13 protein-coding genes are annotated in these 18,730 nt (G+C 66.8%); 6 read left to right on the forward strand and 7 right to left on the reverse strand.

From position 1 onward, the window contains the following. Positions 1 to 419: 419 nt before the first annotated feature. From ACYVC6_RS13985 to ACYVC6_RS14005, 5 genes are all read left to right on the forward strand, one after another. Positions 420 to 4,310, forward strand: a complete 3,891-nt coding sequence (locus ACYVC6_RS13985; protein WP_460714986.1) for a DNRLRE domain-containing protein — start codon at positions 420 to 422, stop codon at positions 4,308 to 4,310. Continuing rightward, complete coding sequence (locus ACYVC6_RS13990) at positions 4,225 to 8,874, forward strand: hypothetical protein (RefSeq protein WP_460714987.1); 4,650 nt, start codon at positions 4,225 to 4,227, stop codon at positions 8,872 to 8,874. Before ACYVC6_RS13985 ends, ACYVC6_RS13990 begins: the two co-directional genes overlap by 86 nt. Before the next feature lie 595 nt (positions 8,875 to 9,469). Next, a complete protein-coding gene (locus ACYVC6_RS13995; RefSeq protein WP_460714988.1) occupies positions 9,470 to 9,751 on the forward strand; it encodes a transposase in 282 nt (93 codons plus the stop codon). 20 nt (positions 9,752 to 9,771) lie between these two features. Further along, complete coding sequence (locus tag ACYVC6_RS14000; RefSeq protein ID WP_460714989.1) at positions 9,772 to 9,945, forward strand: hypothetical protein; 174 nt, start codon at positions 9,772 to 9,774, stop codon at positions 9,943 to 9,945. After that, positions 9,930 to 10,670: an integrase core domain-containing protein gene (locus ACYVC6_RS14005; protein WP_460714990.1), complete on the forward strand. Its 741-nt coding sequence runs from the start codon at positions 9,930 to 9,932 to the stop codon at positions 10,668 to 10,670. Before ACYVC6_RS14000 ends, ACYVC6_RS14005 begins: the two co-directional genes overlap by 16 nt. Positions 10,671 to 10,752: 82 nt before the next feature. Here ACYVC6_RS14005 and ACYVC6_RS14010 read toward each other — a convergent pair whose 3' ends face one another. After that, positions 10,753 to 11,928, reverse strand: a complete 1,176-nt coding sequence (locus tag ACYVC6_RS14010) for a tyrosine-type recombinase/integrase (RefSeq protein WP_460714991.1) — start codon at positions 11,926 to 11,928, stop codon at positions 10,753 to 10,755. Between the two features lie 404 nt (positions 11,929 to 12,332). Between ACYVC6_RS14010 and ACYVC6_RS14015 the strand changes: the two genes are divergently transcribed. Further along, positions 12,333 to 13,259 carry a tyrosine-type recombinase/integrase gene (locus ACYVC6_RS14015; RefSeq protein WP_460714992.1) on the forward strand — a complete coding sequence of 309 codons (927 nt, stop codon included), beginning with the start codon at positions 12,333 to 12,335 and terminating at the stop codon, positions 13,257 to 13,259. A 100-nt stretch (positions 13,260 to 13,359) separates the two neighbouring features. Here ACYVC6_RS14015 and ACYVC6_RS14020 read toward each other — a convergent pair whose 3' ends face one another. The 6 genes from ACYVC6_RS14020 to ACYVC6_RS14045 form a co-directional block, all read right to left on the reverse strand. Further along, positions 13,360 to 14,019 carry a Crp/Fnr family transcriptional regulator gene (locus tag ACYVC6_RS14020; protein ID WP_460714993.1) on the reverse strand — a complete coding sequence of 220 codons (660 nt, stop codon included), beginning with the start codon at positions 14,017 to 14,019 and terminating at the stop codon, positions 13,360 to 13,362. A gap of 237 nt (positions 14,020 to 14,256) precedes the next feature. Continuing rightward, a complete protein-coding gene (locus tag ACYVC6_RS14025) occupies positions 14,257 to 14,853 on the reverse strand; it encodes a hypothetical protein (protein WP_460714994.1) in 597 nt (198 codons plus the stop codon). A 205-nt stretch (positions 14,854 to 15,058) separates the two neighbouring features. After that, on the reverse strand, positions 15,059 to 15,748 hold the full coding sequence (locus tag ACYVC6_RS14030) for a CDP-alcohol phosphatidyltransferase family protein (protein ID WP_460714995.1): 690 nt from the start codon (positions 15,746 to 15,748) through the stop codon (positions 15,059 to 15,061). 10 nt (positions 15,749 to 15,758) lie between these two features. Next, on the reverse strand, positions 15,759 to 16,334 hold the full coding sequence (locus ACYVC6_RS14035; RefSeq protein WP_460714996.1) for an SRPBCC family protein: 576 nt from the start codon (positions 16,332 to 16,334) through the stop codon (positions 15,759 to 15,761). Further along, positions 16,331 to 17,134 carry a methyltransferase domain-containing protein gene (locus ACYVC6_RS14040; protein WP_460714997.1) on the reverse strand — a complete coding sequence of 268 codons (804 nt, stop codon included), beginning with the start codon at positions 17,132 to 17,134 and terminating at the stop codon, positions 16,331 to 16,333. Before ACYVC6_RS14040 ends, ACYVC6_RS14035 begins: the two co-directional genes overlap by 4 nt. Beyond that, a complete protein-coding gene (locus ACYVC6_RS14045) occupies positions 17,131 to 18,705 on the reverse strand; it encodes a radical SAM protein (protein WP_460714998.1) in 1,575 nt (524 codons plus the stop codon). The genes ACYVC6_RS14040 and ACYVC6_RS14045 overlap by 4 nt, the downstream gene beginning before the upstream one ends. Positions 18,706 to 18,730 lie beyond the last annotated feature (25 nt).

An 18,730-nucleotide genomic window follows, 5' to 3' on the forward strand; every position in this document is an offset into this window, starting at 1 on the left:
GTGGGGCACCACGAGCCCGGTTCCTGCGTTCGGTGTCAGCAGAATGTCTGCGGACATTGCCTTCGAGATCGGCACGGCAGCGGCCTGAGCGCGAACTATCGCGACGCCTGACGAAGGGTCTCGGGAGGGTCGAACGGGTCGACCTCTTGGCCGCTGACCCAGAGGTCATCGACCCAGGTGGCCGATGCCTCGTGGAGCTGGTGGGTGACTCGCTCGAGCCGGGTAGCAGGCAGGGCACTTGTCTGCTAGGCGGTGCACCGGGCGGGTGATACTCGGCGAGCGCACTTCGCCGCCAGACGAATTGGGACTAGGCCCGTGTAGTCCCTTCGGGGGATTTGCCGCGCATGATCTTCCGAGTGCCCAAGCCCTCTCATAGCGTGCGCGCCGGGTGGGGGCACTCGCACGTCAGGAAATCCTTCTTGTCCAACGGCAATCACAACAACAGACTCGCTTTGACCTCCGCGGCGGCTACCGCCTTGCTAGCGGGTCTGCTGGCGATTCCCGCGACGGCCTCGGCGGCGGCGGTACCCGTGGCAGTTCAGGACGCGTCCGCGCAGAGCAGAGGTCTGGCCGCGATGAGCGGGCTCGCGGATTCCTTGCCATTAACGCCGATGGCCCTCGCGGCGGCGCTCGATGAACCGGTGCCGGCCCCCGAGCTCAGCGATGCGCGGTCGACCTCGGTCGCCAACCCGGACGGGACGTACACGACCGAGGTCTCGCAGGTCCCGGTCAATTTTCAGAACAGCCAGGACGACTGGGTGCCGATCGATGCCGACCTCGCGCCAACTCTGCGTCCCGGGTACGTCGCCGAGAACGTCGCGAACGACTTCAACGTGCTGATCCCCCGCGACGTCGGGTCCTCACCGGTGCGGTTGGAGGACGAGGACGGCGCCTGGCTGTCCTTTCAGCTTCGGGGAGCCGACGGATCCCCAGTGATCACCGGCGACTCAGCCAAGGTCGCGGACGGCCCTGGCGCGACGAAAGTGCGCTTCGACTCCGAGACCTGGGGAGTCAAGGAGACGATCATCTTGTCGGCCCCGCCGGTGACGGCGCCCAGCTACGTTTCCGACCTCGTGCTGTCGGCCGGCCTGACACCCGAACTGACCGACACCAACGAGATCGTGGTCCGTGACGCGGACGGCGGCATCCGCTTCCGCGTCCGCGCTCCCTTCATGGAGGACTCGTCCGGAACGCCAGAGGGCTTCTCGACTGCAGTGAAATACACGCTGTCCGAGACGGGTTCGGGGTGGCGGCTGAGCATGAAACCGGACTACGAATGGCTCATTGACCCGGCACGGGTCTACCCGGTGCTGGTCGACCCGACCACGACGCTTGTGGGCCCGAACAAGGACACGACTCTCAATCAGGCGAGCCCCAACACCAGCTACCAGACGGGTCCCATCCTGAGTGTGGGTAGCAATGCAGCGGGCAAGCGCTTGCGCGCACTGCTCAAGTTCACCCTCCCCAACACGGTGCCGATCGGCCCTACGGTCAACGTCTCGAGCGCGAGTCTCAACGTCTTCATCAACAGTGTCCGCACCGGCACAGCCACCACCTATGCGATCCGACGCCTGACCTCCGACTGGGGATCGGGAGCCACCTGGAACAACAACAACGCGGGCAACACCTCGTGGAACGGAGCGGGCGGCTCGTATAACACCAGTCAGGGGCCGACCCCGACCCTGGGAAGCAACGCAGCCGGCGGCAAGTCGTTCACGGTCACCGACATCGTGAACTCGTGGGTGAGCGGCGCGTCCCCGAACTACGGGTTCATCATGAAGGCGCAGACCGAACCCGCGCCCAACGAGCTCGGCATCCGCTCGGCCGAGAACGTCACTGGTCTCCAGCCGATCCTGACCTTCACCTGGTCGTCGCAGGCTCCGTCGATCGTGGCGAACTCCCTCGCCATCCCCTCCTCTTACCTCGACGGAGGCGCCAGGTACACCGCATCTCTGACGCCTGAGATCACGGCCACGGCGAAAGACGCCGACAGCAGCTCCATCAACTCCAAGTTCGAGGTTGTCCGGCTCAGCGACAGCGCGGTCGTGGCCTCCACCGCGTCCGCGAAGACCAACCCGTCTCCGGGCAGCAATGTCGGGTTCAGCTACACGGTTCCGGCCGGCGTCATGAGCTACGGCGTCGGCTACAAGGCGCGCTTCTGGGTCGGTGATGAGACCACAACCGGTGTCCCTTGGGTCGAGCTGCCGTTCACCACTGTGGCTCCGGTGGATTACGAGCCGGCTGCCTTCGTGGACAACTTCCCGTCGACAAGCTCACAGCCTGTGGGCGGTCCGGATGGTGTTGACGACTCCGACCCGGCAAAGGGGGTCGCGGATCTGGGTCCGGGGCAGGATCTCCCGGTGGCTGGCACGACCGAGGTCGCAGTTGGCTCCTCGTGGCCACACACGGTCGATCCGACCGCGGACCTGCGCGGGGCGACGTACGTCAAGCCCGGATCGAACACGACTGCTGGCGCCAACTCCGTCGGCGACCTCATGTCGGTGACCATCGACCCGGTGGAGGCCGCTCCTGAGATCGAGGGCGTGGAGGACGAGTCGAGGTTCGGCACGCCGGGGGTTCTACTTGAGATCCGGACTGCGGCGGAGGCAGGGTCGGGCGGGACCGGTCCCAATGACGATGTCGACATCCGTGTTCCCTATGCCGACTACGCGCATGCCTACGGCGGCAGCTGGTCGGACCGCCTCGAGGTCATGGCCTACCCGGCCTGCTTTGCGACCACGCCCGAGGTGGTGGAGTGTGCCGAGGGCATGGTTGTCCCGTCTGTGAACGACCCCGAGTCGCAGACCATCGCGTTCACCGCGGCGCCGGCGCTCGGCGAACAGGACCCTGTCCCGGCCTCGCCCCCGTCCGGACTGGTGGCTGACTGCTTCCCGGCCGTGGCCGAGGACGACGAGGAATGGGACTCGGGTCTCGTGGACCCCACACTGACACCGGAACCCTCGGGGCCGACCAGCACCGATGGTGTGGACGACGGCGTGCCCGAGACCGCCGTCGACGAGACAGACGCCGCCAACACCGACGTCGATACCCAGGAGCCAGCCGAGGAGCAAGCCGAGAACCCCCCGGTGCCCGCACCGAGGGAGCTGGACACCGAGGTGTCGGATGATGCCGCATGCTCTGGCTTCGTCTACTCGATTCGAGCCTCCGCCGGTGGCTACAGCTCCGCAGCGGGCGAACCTGGTGGCGGAAGCCCAACCGCCACGGCGCTCAACCCCGCCTCGAGGTGGCAGGTCGGGGAAGGATCTGGGGACTTCTCGTGGTCCTACCCGTTCACCATGCCCGCAGGAATGGCCAGCGAGGCACCGAGCCTGTCGTTGAACTACTCGTCGGCGTCCGTCGACGGCATGACCAATCCCGAGTCCGGCCAGGTCTCGGCCGTGGGCATCGGATGGACCATGGAGCCCGGCCACATCAGCCGGACCTACGCCAGCTGTCACAAGGACGGTAAGCAGGGCAGCGGGGACCTGTGCTGGCGCACCGACAACAAGGGTCTCGTCAACGAACTGACGCTGGTGCTCAACGGCCGGTCCACCCGACTCATCCGCCACGGGGCAAACGGTGAGTGGAGACTGCAGGACGATCCGGGCTGGAAGGTTGAGGAGTTCAGCGGACCTACCTTCGTAGAAGACCCTGACCAGGCGCCGCCGGCTAACGCCGACAACGACAGCGAGTCGTTCAAGATCAGTGCGCCGGATGGCACGGTCTACGTGTTCGGCAGCACCGCTAGTGCGGAGTCGGTATGGACCGTCCCGGTCTACGGCAACGACTCCGGTGAGCCGTGTCACGACAACCCTGGTGGCTGGTGCCAGCAGGGCTGGCAGTGGAACCTGGACAAGGTCATCGACCCGAATGGCAACCGGGTCCGCTACACCTATGCGACCGAGACCAACTACTACAAGCGCGACGGACGGCACCTGACGCCCTACATCGCCGCCGGGCGGCTCACCGGCGTGTTCTACGGCTACTCGCGCTCCAACCTCGTGCGCGCCGGTGGCAGCCAGGTATGGCTGGACGTCGACTCAAAGCTCAGGTGCACCGCCAAGCTGACGAACGTCGACGATCCGTGCTCGAAGGTCAAGAAGGGCGCAGACAAGTGGCCCGACGTCCCGAATGACCTGATCTGCGGCGCCAACGCCACCACCTGCACCACCAGGTCACCGAGCTTCTTTTCGCGCTACCGCTATTACCAGATCAAGGCCATGCGTGACACCCCCGGTGAAAAGCGGCGTCCGGACCATCGACACCTACACCCTGACGCACACCATGCCCGACCCGGACGGGACCGGTAAGGACGAGCCGGATCTCTGGCTGGACTCGATCGATCACACAGGCACCGAAGGCGCTGAGTACGCGGGGACCGACCCGATGCCGTCAGTGAACTTCGGAGGAGTCGTCAAGCAGAATCGTGTCGACCCCGGAAGGGACGCGGCTCTCAACAAGTTCCGGCTCGACATGATTCGCAACGAGATGGGGGGCCGACTGAGAGTTGTCTACGGGCACGCTCCAGGCAGGGTGTGCCAGCCCAGCGAGGTCGCGGCATGGCAGCACTGGGAGTCGAACCAGGAGTGCTTCGCCAAGAAGTACGCCCCCTCAGACGGCGGAACTCCGGACTGGGAGTGGTTCCACAAGTACGTCGTGAAGTCGGTGACGCTCACCGACGACACCCTTGGCATCGGCGGTCAGTACGTGGCGGGAACACCGAGCCTAGGGTCGATCCGTGTCATCGAGTACCAGTACCAGGGTGCTCCAGCATGGCGATACGACAACGACTCCCTCAACAGCAAGTCCGGTGACCGAGGGTGGACCGACTGGCGGGGCTACGAGACGACGCTCGTACGGACCATGAGTGTCGACGAGAGCGTCAACCCCAACCACGCATCGGCGAACCAGGCCGTCAGTGCCCGGAAGGTCACGCGCTACCGCGGCATGCATCAGTCGCTCGCCAACCCCACGACGGGCACATATCACTCGGTCAACGTGGCCACCATCGAAGGTCCACAGGCTGACTTGAACCTGCTTCAGGGTCGGGTCGCCGAGGAGACGTTGCTGGGCCCAGACAGCGTCTGGATCGACCGCGTCTACCACGGCTACCAGTTCATCCGAACCGCCACGGACGTCCGCAACTTCGGCGCCCACTTCGTCGCAGAGAACCTGACCGCGACCCACACTCGGGTCAAGGACGGTCCCAACCGCGTCCATGACGTCGTCCGCTACTTCGACGGCGGCGGAGCCAATCCACGCAGCATCCGCCTCGGCGAGCTGAACAAGGTGCTAGACCGCGGCGCGACGAGCTCGGCGAGCAGTGACCCCAACGTCTGCACGACGACCACTTGGGACCGCAACCAGGACCGTTGGCTGCGGGTGCCGATCACGACGAAGGTCGAGGACCAGGGTTGCTCGCGCCTGGTCTCCTTCGACGAGAGCTTCTACGACGGCGACACCCCAGCGACCGGGCATCGGACTCCGACCAAGGGTCGGGAGACCGAGCGGCGCACGAGGGCGGACTCGTCCTACATGCCTAGTCAGGTGTGGATCACCACGAAGAGGGGCTACGACGTCTACGGTCGCGTGACCTCGGAGACCGACGGCAACGGCACCGTCACCACGACCAGCTACGGGCTGCCGCAAGACCCGCTCAGCGAGCACGCCTTGGCGACTTCGCTCACCACTGTCTTGGCGGCAGGAACGGATGTGCAGCGCACGTTCAGGACCGAGCTGGACCAGGCTCGAGGCCTTCCCCTCAGGGAGATCGACCTGGACAACAACACCACGACGTCCATGACCTACGACGGTTACGGGAGACTCCTGACGGTCCGGAACCCCGGACTGGGCGCGGGTGGACCCCCATCGGTGGAACACAGGTACGACACCAGCCCGGTGGATCCCTCCATCATCCGGACCTTCACCCGCCGAACCAGCAGCCAGGTTGACCAGAGTGTGGCCTACTTCGACGGTTGGGGCCGGCAGGTGCAAACGCAGGTGGCGCAGGTCGATGGCAGCGGTCGTGTCGTCTCAGCGACGGCGTACAACGACCTCGGACTGCCGTACCTGGAGATGCCACTGATCACCAACGACGGTTCTGTCGGCTCCGGGCTCCTCAATCCGCGGCCGACCGAGACCGCCCGTCGGATCGAGACGACGTACGACGCAGCCGGCCGGGCCGTCGATGTGGCACTGAAGAACGGGGCAGCGGTTCACAGCCACACCACCACCGAGTATCTGGGGGACCGTTCGATCACGAGCCCGCCCGTGGGCGGCCGCATCCGCAGCTGGATCGACGGCTGGGGGCAGGTCATCAAGACCGAGCAGTACGACCACCCCACGGCGGGGACTGTCGCTCGACAAGCCAGCTACGTCTTCGACGGCCTGGGGCGGATCAGGAGCGTCACGAGTCCCGTGGGCGGGCAAGACCGTACGTGGAGCTACGGGTTCGACCTGGCCGGTCGGCGCGACGTGGCTTCCGACCCGGATGCCGGCATCAGCACGGCGACATTCGACGCCAACGGCAATCAGCTGACCAGCGCCAACTCTGTCGACGGCAGCGTGGGTACCGTCTACGACAAGCTGAATCGGCCGACCCTTCGAGAGAGGGTCAGCAACGGCCAAGATCTCGTCAAGTGGGAGTACGCCGGAGAGGCTCCGGCGATCGGTCTGCTCAGCAAGACGACCTCGTACACAGACTTGGGCACCTTCACCACTGACTATGAGCAGTACGACGCCGACGGGAACGTCGAGGTCGCCTCCTACGGGTTCCCGACGCAATTCGCTGGTCCTGGAGTTCCCAGCGGCAACGGCACGTACACCGAGCGCATGGCCTACAACGACGCAGGCATGGTGACGTCTGCGACCTACGGCGCCGTCGGCAACCTCCCTGAGACGGTCGTGACCGCGTCGTATACGGCGACCAACGGGTACACGTCGTCGCTGGCGGCTTCGTGGAATGGTGGGTCCGCCAACCTGGGAACCATGTCCTACGACAGTGCTGGGCAGCCGCGGCGAATCCTGTCTACGCAACCAGGAGCGACACGCAAGCTCGACCGCGTCTACGACTGGGAGAAAGCCACCGGTCGGCTCGACGAACTGCGTGCCTCTGCTTTCGGTGAGCTCGACTACAGCTATGACGCCGGGGGCAATCCGACCCGAATCACCGCGCACATACCTGAGCTGCAGGGCCAGCCCGACCAGAGCGCCTCGTGGTGCTACACCTTCGACCCACTGGATCGCCTGAGCACGGCAAAGACCGTGTCGGGTGGCGCGTGCTCGCCGAGTACGCCGGCAGCCGCTACGGGTCTCCTCGGAGAGATGCAGGACGCCGCGTACACATACAGCTCGGATCGACTGTCGACCGCGGTGAACAACGGCAAGACGGCGAACTACACATACGCAAGCTCGACAGGTTCGCCGCATCAGGTCAGCGAAGTCAACCTCCCCAACGGGACAGACGCCGGGCTGCCCGGTGCTGGGGGTATGTCGTACGACTCGGCCGGTCGTATCACCTTGTCCGCTCCTGAAGCAGGTCCCGCCACAACCTACTCATACGACACGACAGGAAGCTTGTCTCGTACGCAGGAAGGGAGTGGCCGGGTCCTCGACTATGCCTACGACCTTACGGGCGCTCGGATCGCCAGGCGCGAAACTCTTGGTAGCGCTACGACGACGACGCTCTACGTCGGGGCGATCGAGGTGGTGTTCTCCCAAGAGGGAGCCAGCTCCACGACTGAGGCGCGTCATCACTTCTCCACTGCCGGGGGAACCCCGCTGGCGGTTCAGGAAGGTGCCGGAACCTTGAGTTCGCCCGCCGAGCCGGTGTGGACCTTCTTGCTGGCAGATGCCCAACAGTCCGTTCGGCTCACGCGCGATCTCTCTGGCGCGCAGCCGGACGTGCGCTCCAACTACCGACCGTTCGGGCAGCTCGTCACAGATGCCGGTATTGGACGTCCAACCGTCGGCGACCGGGCGTTCCTCAACAAGCCCATCGACCCCAACGGCGACGTCCGCCTCGATCACCGCAACTACACATCGCAGCTCAACGTACTGACGACGCCTGACCTGTTAGTCGATCCGAGCAACCCTCGATCCCTCAACCCGTACGCGTACGCGTGGAACAACCCCATCGCGTTCACCGACGGGTCTGGCCTGGAACCGATGACGGAGGATGGCCACTTCGACTGGCCCAGTCAGTACGACGACTCCCCGACCACGAACAGCGTGTACCCCACCGACGCCACAACCAGCTACGCGGATGAGAACCGCTCCGGCCTGGCAACGGCGGCCGGTCCATCAGGTGGCGACCCGGTAGCCCCGAGGCTCACACCGTGGGAGGCCCTGGCTTACAGTCCGGGCACGTATGTGGCAATCGGCGAGTCCACCTCCAAGGAACTCCTCAAGCAGTCAAGCGCCTACACCAATCAGTTGCGGGAAGATCTTAGGACCATCAAGTTGAGAAAGGATTCCTCCGCGGCCGCGAGGGCCCGATTGGCTGAGGCCCAGGCGCGCTTCAAGGCGGAAGGCTGGGTTGGTCAACCTAAGAACCAGCTGGCGAGGCAAGAACTTGCCCGGGCGAATAGCCTGGCGGGCTCGGTGCGATGGACTGGCCGCCTTCTGGGCGCCGCCGGTCTCGGCTTGACCGCATACAGCGAGTATGAAGAAACCGATGGTGACAAGTCTGATACCGCACGCAACACGGCCATAATTGGAACCGCCGGTTTTGGTGGGGCAGCAGTTGGTGGCTGGGCCGCCGGCGCAGCCGGGCTCTGCGCGACTGGGGTTGGCTGTGCCGTGGTCGGTGCTGCAACCGTGGGGATCGGCGCCAGCATTGCGGCGACCTGGGTCGTCCATAAGATATGGCCTTGAGGGACACGAGGTGATCAGGATGCCGCAGTCGTCAGCCCGTCGGGGTCCGGGAATCGCTCTGTCGATCGTGATCTCCATTGTGTGCGCTGGCCTCGCAGTCACAGTGATTCTGCTCTTCATGCACGACGAGAACGTCGATGCCCGGATCGGTTACGCCGTCGTGCTCGCAGGTGCCGCCGCGGGTGTGATGCTGGGGAGGTTGGGGCTGTATCGGCGGTCGAAACAGACAGTCTCAGCGGGGAGCGGCACTGCTGAACCCCCTAGTTCTACTCCGTACGTAGCCGTTGTGGGGTCCGTGTCATTGTTGGCTGCGCTTGTGCTTCCTGACGAAGCGATAGTCGTGTTCTGTGCTGCCGCCGAGGCGCTGTTCGTTGCCGTGATCGTCGTGAAGTTGGCTGAAGGCCTACGCCTTCGACGTGCTACATCGTCGGCCTAGGCGGATGCCAGGATCCTCGGTCAATCAGTAGTCGTCCCTTTCGCTGGCGAGCCAGTCGAACTCGCGCATGTGCATCGCGGGTGGTTCCGCGGCCCCCGATTTTCGGTCCAGATCTTGTGAGAATTCATCCACAAGTGAGAGGACCGGTTTGAGGATCTGATGGCTGCATCGAAGAGGTTGACGCCCGAGCAGATCGTGGCGAAGTTGCGGGACGCGGAGCGGCTCCAGGGCCAGGGTGCGACGGTCCCGCAGGTGTGCAAGAAGCTCGGTGTCTCCGAGCAGACGTTCTACCGCTGGCGGCAGAAGTACGGCGCGCTGAAGGAGGACGAGGCGATCCGGCTGAAGACGCTGGAGCAGGAGAACGCCCGGCTCAAACGGATCGTCGCCGAGCAGGCGCTGGACATCTCGATGCTGAAGGACCTGGCGAAGGGTAACTTCTGAGCCCGGCCCGGCGGCGGGACGTGGTCGCGTTCTTGATGCGCAAGCACCAGGTCAGCGAGCGACGGGCCTGCCGCCTGGTCGGGCAGCACAGGTCGAGCAACCGGTACAAGCCGGTGCCCAGTGACGTCGAGGAGGAGCTGGTCGGGCGGATGATCCAGCTGGCCGAGGAGAACCCGAAGTGGGCTACCGGATGATCCACGGGCTACTGGTGGCGGATGGCTGGCCGGTCAACAAGAAGCGGATCGAACGGTTGTGGCGCCGCGAGGGGTTGCAGCTGCCCCCCACCGAAGGCGAAGAACAGCGGCCACAAGCAGGCGGCGACGACTCCAACAGCAGCTGGCGGCTACCGCCGCGGTATCGCAACCACATCTGGACCTACGATTTCATCAAGCGCCGGACCAGTGACGGCCGTCCGTTCCGGGTGCTCAACGTGGTCGACGAATTCACCCGGATCGGCCTGGGCTCGCACGTCGCGCGCAGCATTGGCGCCAAGTCCGTGCAGGCGCTGGCGCAGTTGTTCGCCGTGCACGGCAAGCCGACCCTGATCCGGGCCGACAACGGCCGGGAGTTCATCGCCAAGGCCAGCCCCTGGCAGAACGGCTACGGCGAGCGGTTCAACGGCACCATGGAGCACGAGCTGTTCGGGCACGAGGTCTACCACTCGATCCTCGAGGTCCAGCACGTCGTCGACGAGTGGACCTGGAAGTACAACCACCGCCGGCCGCATCGAAGCCTGGGTGGCAAGACCCGGCCGCCTACACCAAGATGCTCCGCACGGACCAGATGCCCGACACGGATGGTGGTAGCGAATGAGAGGCACTACCACCACACGAAGTGGACCAGTCGCCGGTGGCCGTCGAAGCCGGTGCACACGGACGATCCAAACCCCGACTCTCACACTGGGTGGAACCAGACGTAGGGGGCTTCTCACAGGGGATTCTGATCGTCCCGCGACCGAGTGTGTCCGTTCGTCGCCCCCGGCGCGCTTGAAGAGGGTGAGGCTAACTGGTGGGCTCCTGGCCCGACCCTACGGCGGGCTCGCCGGCGTCGGGCTTCGTTTGGCTGTGTTGTTGTGGGTTGCGGATGCGGTTGAGGGCGGTGAGGTTCTTGGTGTCGGCGTCGGGCATGGGGTGCAGGTATTTCTGGGTGGTGGTGATCTGGGCGTGTCCCATGCGGTCCATGACCGAGGTGATGTCAGAGCCACCGGACAGGAGCCAGCTGGCGTGGGCGTGGCGCAGGTCGTGGACGCGGACGTCGAATTCGACCCCGGATGCTTTGACGGCGGGCAGCCAGACGCGGGTGCGGAAGGTGTTCCGCGAGATCGGGGTTCGGTCGCGGGTCGCGAACAACAGGTCGTCGGGCCCGAGCTGTCGCTGGTTGATCCAGTCGGTGAGTTGTTCGATGAGGTCGGGCGGGAGCCCGAGCGTGCGGGGTTCGTTGTCCTTGGGGTAGGGCTTGGTGAGCATCCGCGCTCCGGTGGGGGAGTTCTTCCGGGAGACCTCGACGATGGTCTCCTCCACCGTCAGGCGTCCGGTCTCGAGGTCGAGGTGGCGGGGTTTGAGGGCGATCAGCTCGCCCCAGCGCACGCCGGTGTTGACCGCGGTCTCGACCATCAACCGGTGCTGGGCGGGCAGCGCGGCGAGGATCGCGTCGTACTCGACCGGGGTCAGGGTGCGGGCCTTCCTCTTGACCCGCTTGGGGAGCTCGGTGTGCGCACAGGGGTTGAAGGTGATGACGCGGTCGGTCAGGGCCCGTTCGAAGACCGAGGCGAGCATGGTGTGGTACTTGCCGACCGATGCTGGGGACAGGCCGTTTGCGACCGCGGTGGTGACCCAGCGCTGGATCTCGGTGGGCAGGATCTTGCCCATCGGTCTCTTCCCGAACAGGGGGATGAAGTGCTTGTCGAGGTAGGACCGGTAGGCCGCGAGGGTGGAGGTCTCGACGTGCTTGGAGGGCAGCCACACGGTCTGGACGTAGTCGGCGAAGGTGATCTCTCCGCGGGAGTGGTCGTGCCAGGCGCCCTCCCTGACTTTGGCCTCCTCTCGGTTGGCGGCCCGCTCGGCGGCCCGACGGGAGGAGTAGGTGCCGGCGGAGCGTTGTCGGCCTTCGGGGTCGCGGTAGCAGGCCACGAACCTTTTGTCGCCGTCGTCGGTGACGCGGACCTTGACCCAGGCCATGGGTGCCTCCCGAGAGACTCGAAGCAGTCAAAATCGTCGATGTCCGCACAGTGTCCGCAAACGTTGCCCCGAACGTCAGCGAACGAATGCGAACGTCAACGGAAACTGAATGTGGGTCTGACCTGGGACTTTACCCTCACAGTGCGGCGGAGTCGAGGTGAGTGTGAGCCATTGTGTGAGGCTGTTACGGCACTCATAACCCAGAGGTCGCAGGTTCAAATCCTGCCCCCGCTACCAAATTCAGGCTCGGAATCTTCGGATTCCGAGCCTGAAAGCATTTAGAGATTTGATCCAGTGTCCACTTACGGCTGAGTTATCCGGACCAGGCTCGGAGCCGGGCGGGGCCGCAGCCGGTTCTCGCGGCTGAGCGCGTGCCGCTGGCCGCGCGCTGGTCGGTTGTCTCCATGACCAACCTCACCGCACCCGCCGCCCGCGCCCTGATCGGGGAGTGGCGCCTCGCCCTGACCTCCGAACGCAAGAGCCCAGCCACCGTCGCCCTCTACCTCGACGCCGTCGGCCGCTACCTGGCCTGGGCCGAGACCCGTGACCTGCCGCCGCTGCGGCGCACCAGCCTGCAGACCTGGATCACCGACATGCTCCACACTGGCCGGTCGCCCAGCACCGCGCGGATCCGGCAGCAAGCCGTCCGCCGCTACGCCGCCTGGCTCCTCACTGTCGGGCACCTTGACTCCGCGCCGTTCCGGGGCATGACATCGCCCAAACTGGACCAGCCCGTCGTCGACCCACTCACCGTCGCCGAGGTCCGCGCGCTGCTGCAGACCTGCCGACTGGATGTGGATGCCGACCACGGAGAACCGCTACCGCTGCGGCACGTCCGGGACGAGGCCATCATCCGGCTGATGGCCGAGACCGGGATCCGGCTCAGCGAAGTCATCGCGCTCAACGCCGGCGACCTCGACCTAGAGGCCGGGCTGGTCACCATCCGGCGCGGCAAGGGCGGACGCGGCCGCGTCATCCCCGTCGGCTCCGCCACCACCGTCGCGATCCGCACTTACCTTGCCGCCCGGCAGGAACAGCCCCATGCCGACCGGGAGGAGCTCTGGCTCGGCGAACGCCGCTGCGGCCTCGCCGCCGACGCCCTCTACCGCTCCCTGCGCCGACGCGCCGAACGCGCCGGAATCACCGGGTTCCGACCGCACCGGCTCCGGCACACCGCCGCCCACCGCTGGCTCGCCGCCGGCGGGTCCGAGTCCGGCCTGATGGCGATGGCCGGCTGGACCCGCACCGACATGCTCATCCGTTACACCCGCGCCGGGGCCTCCGCACGCGCCGCCGAAGAAGCCCGTCGGCTCAACCTGGGAGCCTTCTGACCCCGGGTCGTGACCTGCGGTCGTCGACAGATGGCACGCTCGCAATGAGCCACAGGGGTGGCGCCCGGAACCCCTCTCTGTACCTCACCAGTGCTCTGCTTCAGCCGGCGAGCTGCCGCAGGCGCTCCTGGTCGAGCACGGTGATCCGGCCGCGGCCCAGGGTGATGAGCCCTCGGTCGGCGAGCTCGCCGAGGATCTTGGTGGTGGTTTCGCGCGAGGTGGCGGCCAGGGCGGCGAGCTGTTCGTGGGTGAGCTTGACCTGGACACCGCGACCGATGGGCCTCCCGGACGACGCGGCTGCGAGGGTGACGAGGGCTCCCGCGATCCGCTCGGGTACGGACTTGAAGACGGCGTCGGAGAACTTCTGCTCGAGCTCGCCGATGCGCCGGCCCAGGGTCTCGGAGATCCTTGCCGAGATCCGCGGGTCCCCGAGGAGGAGCCGGCGTACGTCGCCCTTGGTCATCACGCATACGACGACGTCGTCGAGGGCCTCGGCGAAGCTGTCGTGCATCTGTTGGCCGAGGATGACCATCTCGCCGAAGATCGTGCCGGGCTCGATGATCGCGGTGGTCAGTGCGCGCCCGTCCGGGGAGACCCGGAAGATCCGGATCCGGCCCTTCTTGAGGATGAAGAGGGTCTCCAGCGGCTGGTGTGGCGTGTAGACGAGGTCCCCGGAGGCGTAGGCCTTCATCGGCGCTGCCTGCGCCATCGCGTCCATCTCGGCGTCGTCGAGGTCGCAGAAGATGTCGACCTCGGACATGCACCACAGCTTGTCCGGGGCAGATCGGGCGCGCTCGATATCCACGTCTTCCTCTCTGCGTCCCGGGGACCAGGGGCGGGCGCCTCCGGCGAGATCCTCGGGGTCGGTGATGGTCAGGCAGCTGTGTGGTTCGGTTCCCATCGTCTCAGCCTTCTCGATAGACGGGCTCATATCGGCGGGTCGGGTGGCTGGGGACTGGCCACCCGACCTCGCTCGGCGGTGGGCCCGGTAGTGGGCTCAGTGCTGAGCTGCGACCGCCCGAGCAGGCAGGCGGGCCGTGGACCGGGCGAGTCCGACGGCGGCGAGTGCGCCCAGGGCGACGCCGTACATCAGGTGTTCGATGATGAAGGTGCCCCAGCCGGCCATCTCGGCCATGTTCTTGATGGGGTCGCCGCTGTTGAAGATCGACGCTGCCAGCGGCAGCCCGATGTAGGCGCTCATCGCGAAGACGAGGAAGCCATAGACCATCCCGACGCCGGCGAGGGCGGCCAGCGCGAGGCGCAGCCGGGAGGCGATCACGCCGAACACGGCGCCGTACATCGCGCCGGTCATCATGTGGATCATCGCGCCGAGGATGGCGGGACCGAACAGGAAGGTGAAGGCATCGCCGTTCATCTGGTCGGCCTTCATCGACTTCATCATGTTCGAGTCGTTCGTGACCAGGGAGGCGATGTGATACAGCGGGGTGAAGAAGCCCGTGTCCTTGGTGTAGGCGGCGATCATCGCGTACATCGCCATCACCAGCGAGGCGATCACCCCAGCGACGGCTCCGATGAGGACAGCCCGACCAAGACTGCGGTGCCCGACACTGCTGGGCGTGGTCGTGCGGGTCATGAGGATCTCCTTGTTCGTACTGGACGAGGTCGGATCCGTTGATCGATCTCGTGGCTGACACGCTGATGCTTCCGTGATGCCGTGTCCCGGTCGGTGAGCGCGCTTACACAGCGAGGGGTATCTCCGACGACGCGTGAGCCGCGTTCGGTGGAAACGTGCTCAGCGCCGCCATGCGTGCCGACACGCGATGGTTGAGGCGGCGCCGTCAGGTGCGTCGACGCTGGGCTCGCCATAGCGCGCGGCCGGCGAGGAGCACCTGAAGGGTGGCAGCGGGTCGGACCCAGCGAGGACGAGGAGCGTCGACCATCCGGCCCCTCCCGACGCTGGGCGCTGTCACCGCGCCGACCGGCAGCAGCCAGGTCAGGACACCTGCGACCCTTATGCCGCGGTCGTCCGCACGGTCGGTGGTGAACCAGATCCAGAAGGACGCGTCGGCGAACGCGTCCGCGTAGGCGCCGAACGGCGTGATCGTGTCGGTGCTTCTGGCGAGCCTCCCGTCCACGAAGTCCGTGGCCATGGCGAGGCTTGCCAGCCACGGGTGCCGGGCACTGACGACGGCGGGGAGGTTGCCGCGGACCAGAGTCAGGAGGTCGGCGGGGCCGAGGTGGGAGCGAGCTTCGAGCAGGCCAAGGTGCGTGCTCGCCAGTAGCCAGCTGGTCGAGACCCAGCGCCGACCCGACGGCGGCGCCACCGCCAGGAGCAGGCCGTGTAGCGCGCTCACCTCGACCAAGGCGCGTGGATGCAGGCGGGCCTGCTCGACCGAGCGTCCAGCCGCCGCGACGAGGAACTGTGCCCACGCGGCGGGGCGCCAACGTCCGGCTGCGAGGTCGTGCAGCAGGTCGTTGGTGGCCGCGCGGCTTGAACCGGCACCGTCGCGGCGCCCGCGCCTCAGCACGAGGGGCAGCTCATCGGCGCGGCGACGGCTTGCCCGCGGATCGGCGTTCGCTCTCGGCACGGATGGTCTCCAGGGACTGGCGCACCGTGGCGACCCAGCTGCGTGCGACGACATCGCCCCAACGCTGGCCGAGCGCGCCGAGGTCGGTGCCGAGCTCACCGGTGTAGGTCAGCCGGGTCCCGCCCGGGGTCTCCTCGAGCTCGAAAGTCTCCGCGACGTACGGCACCGGGCCGCGCACCAGGCGGAAGCCGATGCGTTCGGGCGGGGTAAACATGACCGTCTCGACGGTCACCGCGACCAGCCCGCCGCCGACGGGGGTGCGGTGGGCTGCGAGCACCATCCCGTCGCCGCGCTCGAGGATCTGCACCTTCTCGGCCATGGCGCGTGGCCGTCGCTCGGCGTACGGCGCGGTGGCGGCGGCGTAGACGACCTCGCGGGGTGCGGCGATGTCGACCACCAGCGGGCCGAGGGGGCGGGTTCGGCGCCCCACCCCGAGGTCGAGGCTGAGGCGACCGGTCACCAGGCCGACGTAGCCGGCGGTGCCCGCCGCGACGAGGAGGCCTGTTCCGGGGAAGAGGCGGCTCACTCGCATGGCTTCTCCGCGACGAGCAGCACGTAGTCGAGCGCACCGTCGCGTACGGCGGCGCGAGCGGCACCGAGCACCGGGCCGGCCTTTGCGAAGTCCACGCCGAGCGCCTCCAGGCGTGGCTTGGCGGTCATCCGGAGCAGCTTGAGCCTGGCCTCGATCTGGTCGATCATCCGGCTCAGTGCGTCGGTGTGAGGTTCCGTCGTCAGCACCCGCAGGCCCGCGGCGGCGGCCAGGTCCGCGTACTCGGTCAACGGGCGGGCGTCGGCGACGCAGGCGATCCAGGCGGTGAGGCCGGTCAGCTCTACGGGTAGCCGCTCGCGGTCTGCAGCGACATCGGTGATGCCGATCCTGCCTCCGGGGATCAGGAGGCGGGCCATCTCCTCGATCGCGGTCGGCTTGTCCGGGAAGGTGCACAACGCGCACTCACAGAGCACCACGTCCGCGCACCCGTCGGTGAGCGGGACGTTCTCGGCGTCGCCGACGCGGAAGTCGGCACGGTCGGTGAGGCCGGCGGATGCCGCGGATCCGGTGGCGAGGGCGACGTTGGCCGCGGAGAGGTCGATGCCGTCGACCCGGGCGCCGTACTCACGGGCCGCGAGCAGCGCGCTGGTGCCTCTTCCCGAAGCCACGTCGACCAGGCGCTGCCCGGCGCTCAGCCCGACGTGGTCGAACAGCTGCCGGGTCAGGGTGAGGCCGCCCGGGTGGTAGCTGTCGCCGAGCAGCAGGGAGACCAGGTCGGAGGAGTAGCCGGCGGCGCAGCACGCCTTGAGAGTCTGGTCGTCCAGGCCGGCACTCATCGGGGAGCCTGCTTGCCGCCGTGGGGGGTCGTCGTCAGCTGGGGCTGGAGCGGGAGTGCGTTGGGCACCATGTCGGCGACCGGTACCCCTGACTGCTCGGCGCGGACCTGCTCGCGGTAGCCGACGGAGTTGTAGGCGCAGAACGGGATCAGCCGGCCGTCGGGGGTGATCTCCTCCACGCAGCACTTCATCAGCTGGCGCACGTTGAGGGTGTAGGGGTCGAGGAAGTCCTGGACCACGATCATGAACGCATTGTCGGTGATCCCGGCCAGCGCCTCAGGAAGGTTGACGCCACACGCGTCGGCGCAGTCGAGCGCCTCGGCGACCTGAGTCGAGAGCATGGTGAGACGACTGTCGTTGGTCTCGGTGCCGACGAACGCCGAGGCGCTCCACAGCTTCTCCAGCGCCTCGCGGATCTCGTAGTCGGGGATCACCCGGTTGCTGACGTAGTCGAGGTAGTCCTCGACCTGGAGCAATCGCGGGATCGGCACCAGCCCGAAGTCCGGGTCGTCGGGATGGCCCTGGGTCAGCAGGTAGCTGATGGACCGGCAGGTCGGGGCACAGCACGGCACTGGGAAGAAGTCCTTGGTCGTGAACCACTGGGGGAGCTGGTCGGCGATGGCGTGCAGCACGTCGGAGTTGGTCAACCGAGTCAGCGGGTCGAACGCGACGTGGCGTCCCGAGTGGGTGACCGGCTGGAACGCGATCGAGCGCACCGCGGGATGGGCCAAGCCGTATCGGACGATCGGGCCGATCTCGTGCTCGTTGAGATCCTTCTCGATAGCCGCCACCAGGGTGACCGTCAGGCCGGCCTCCGCACAGTTGTCCAGCGCCCTCTGCTTGGTCTCGCGCAGGTCGCGGCCGCGGACGGCCACATGCGTCTCGGCCTCCAGGCCGTCGAACTGCAGGTAGACGTTGACCCGCCGGCCAGGCCGGTTGCGGCGGCCCAGCTCGGCCACGAACCGCTTGTCGGAGGCCAGCCGGATGCCGTTGGTGTTCAGGTTGACGGCGTTGATCGGTCGCTGCTGGGCCAGGTCGATCATCGCCAGGATGTCGGGGTGGATGGTGGGCTCGCCACCCGAGAGCATCACGACCTCCGGCTCGCCCTCGGCCGCGACGAACACATCCAGCATGCTGGCGCACTGCTCGAGGGTGATCGAGTAGCCGTCGGGGCCGTTGGCGCGCGGGCTACCGGAGTCGGCGAAGCAGATCGGGCAGTCCAGGTTGCACCCGGTGTTGACCTCGATGATGCCTAGGCAGGCGTGCTGCTTGTGCTCGGGGCAGAGCCCGCAGTCCGAGGGGCAGCCGTCCTTGACCACGGTCTGGGTCTGCAGCGGTCGGGTACCGGGCTTGTTGAACCGTTGGATGTCGACGTACATCTCGGCGTCGCCGTAGACCCGAGCCTCGAACTCGCCATGCTCGGGGCACCGTTTGCGCAGGAACACCTGGTTCTCCCTGGCGTTGACCTCGGCGTCGGCGGTGCGTTTGCAGACCGGGCAGATGGACCTGGTGAGCTCGAGGAATACCTCGTCGCGTTCGCGTGGCTGCTGCCCGGTCTCGGAGATCGTCATGGCGCCCACGCTAGGTCGGCACCGG

Source organism: Nocardioides dilutus (genome assembly GCF_054779555.1).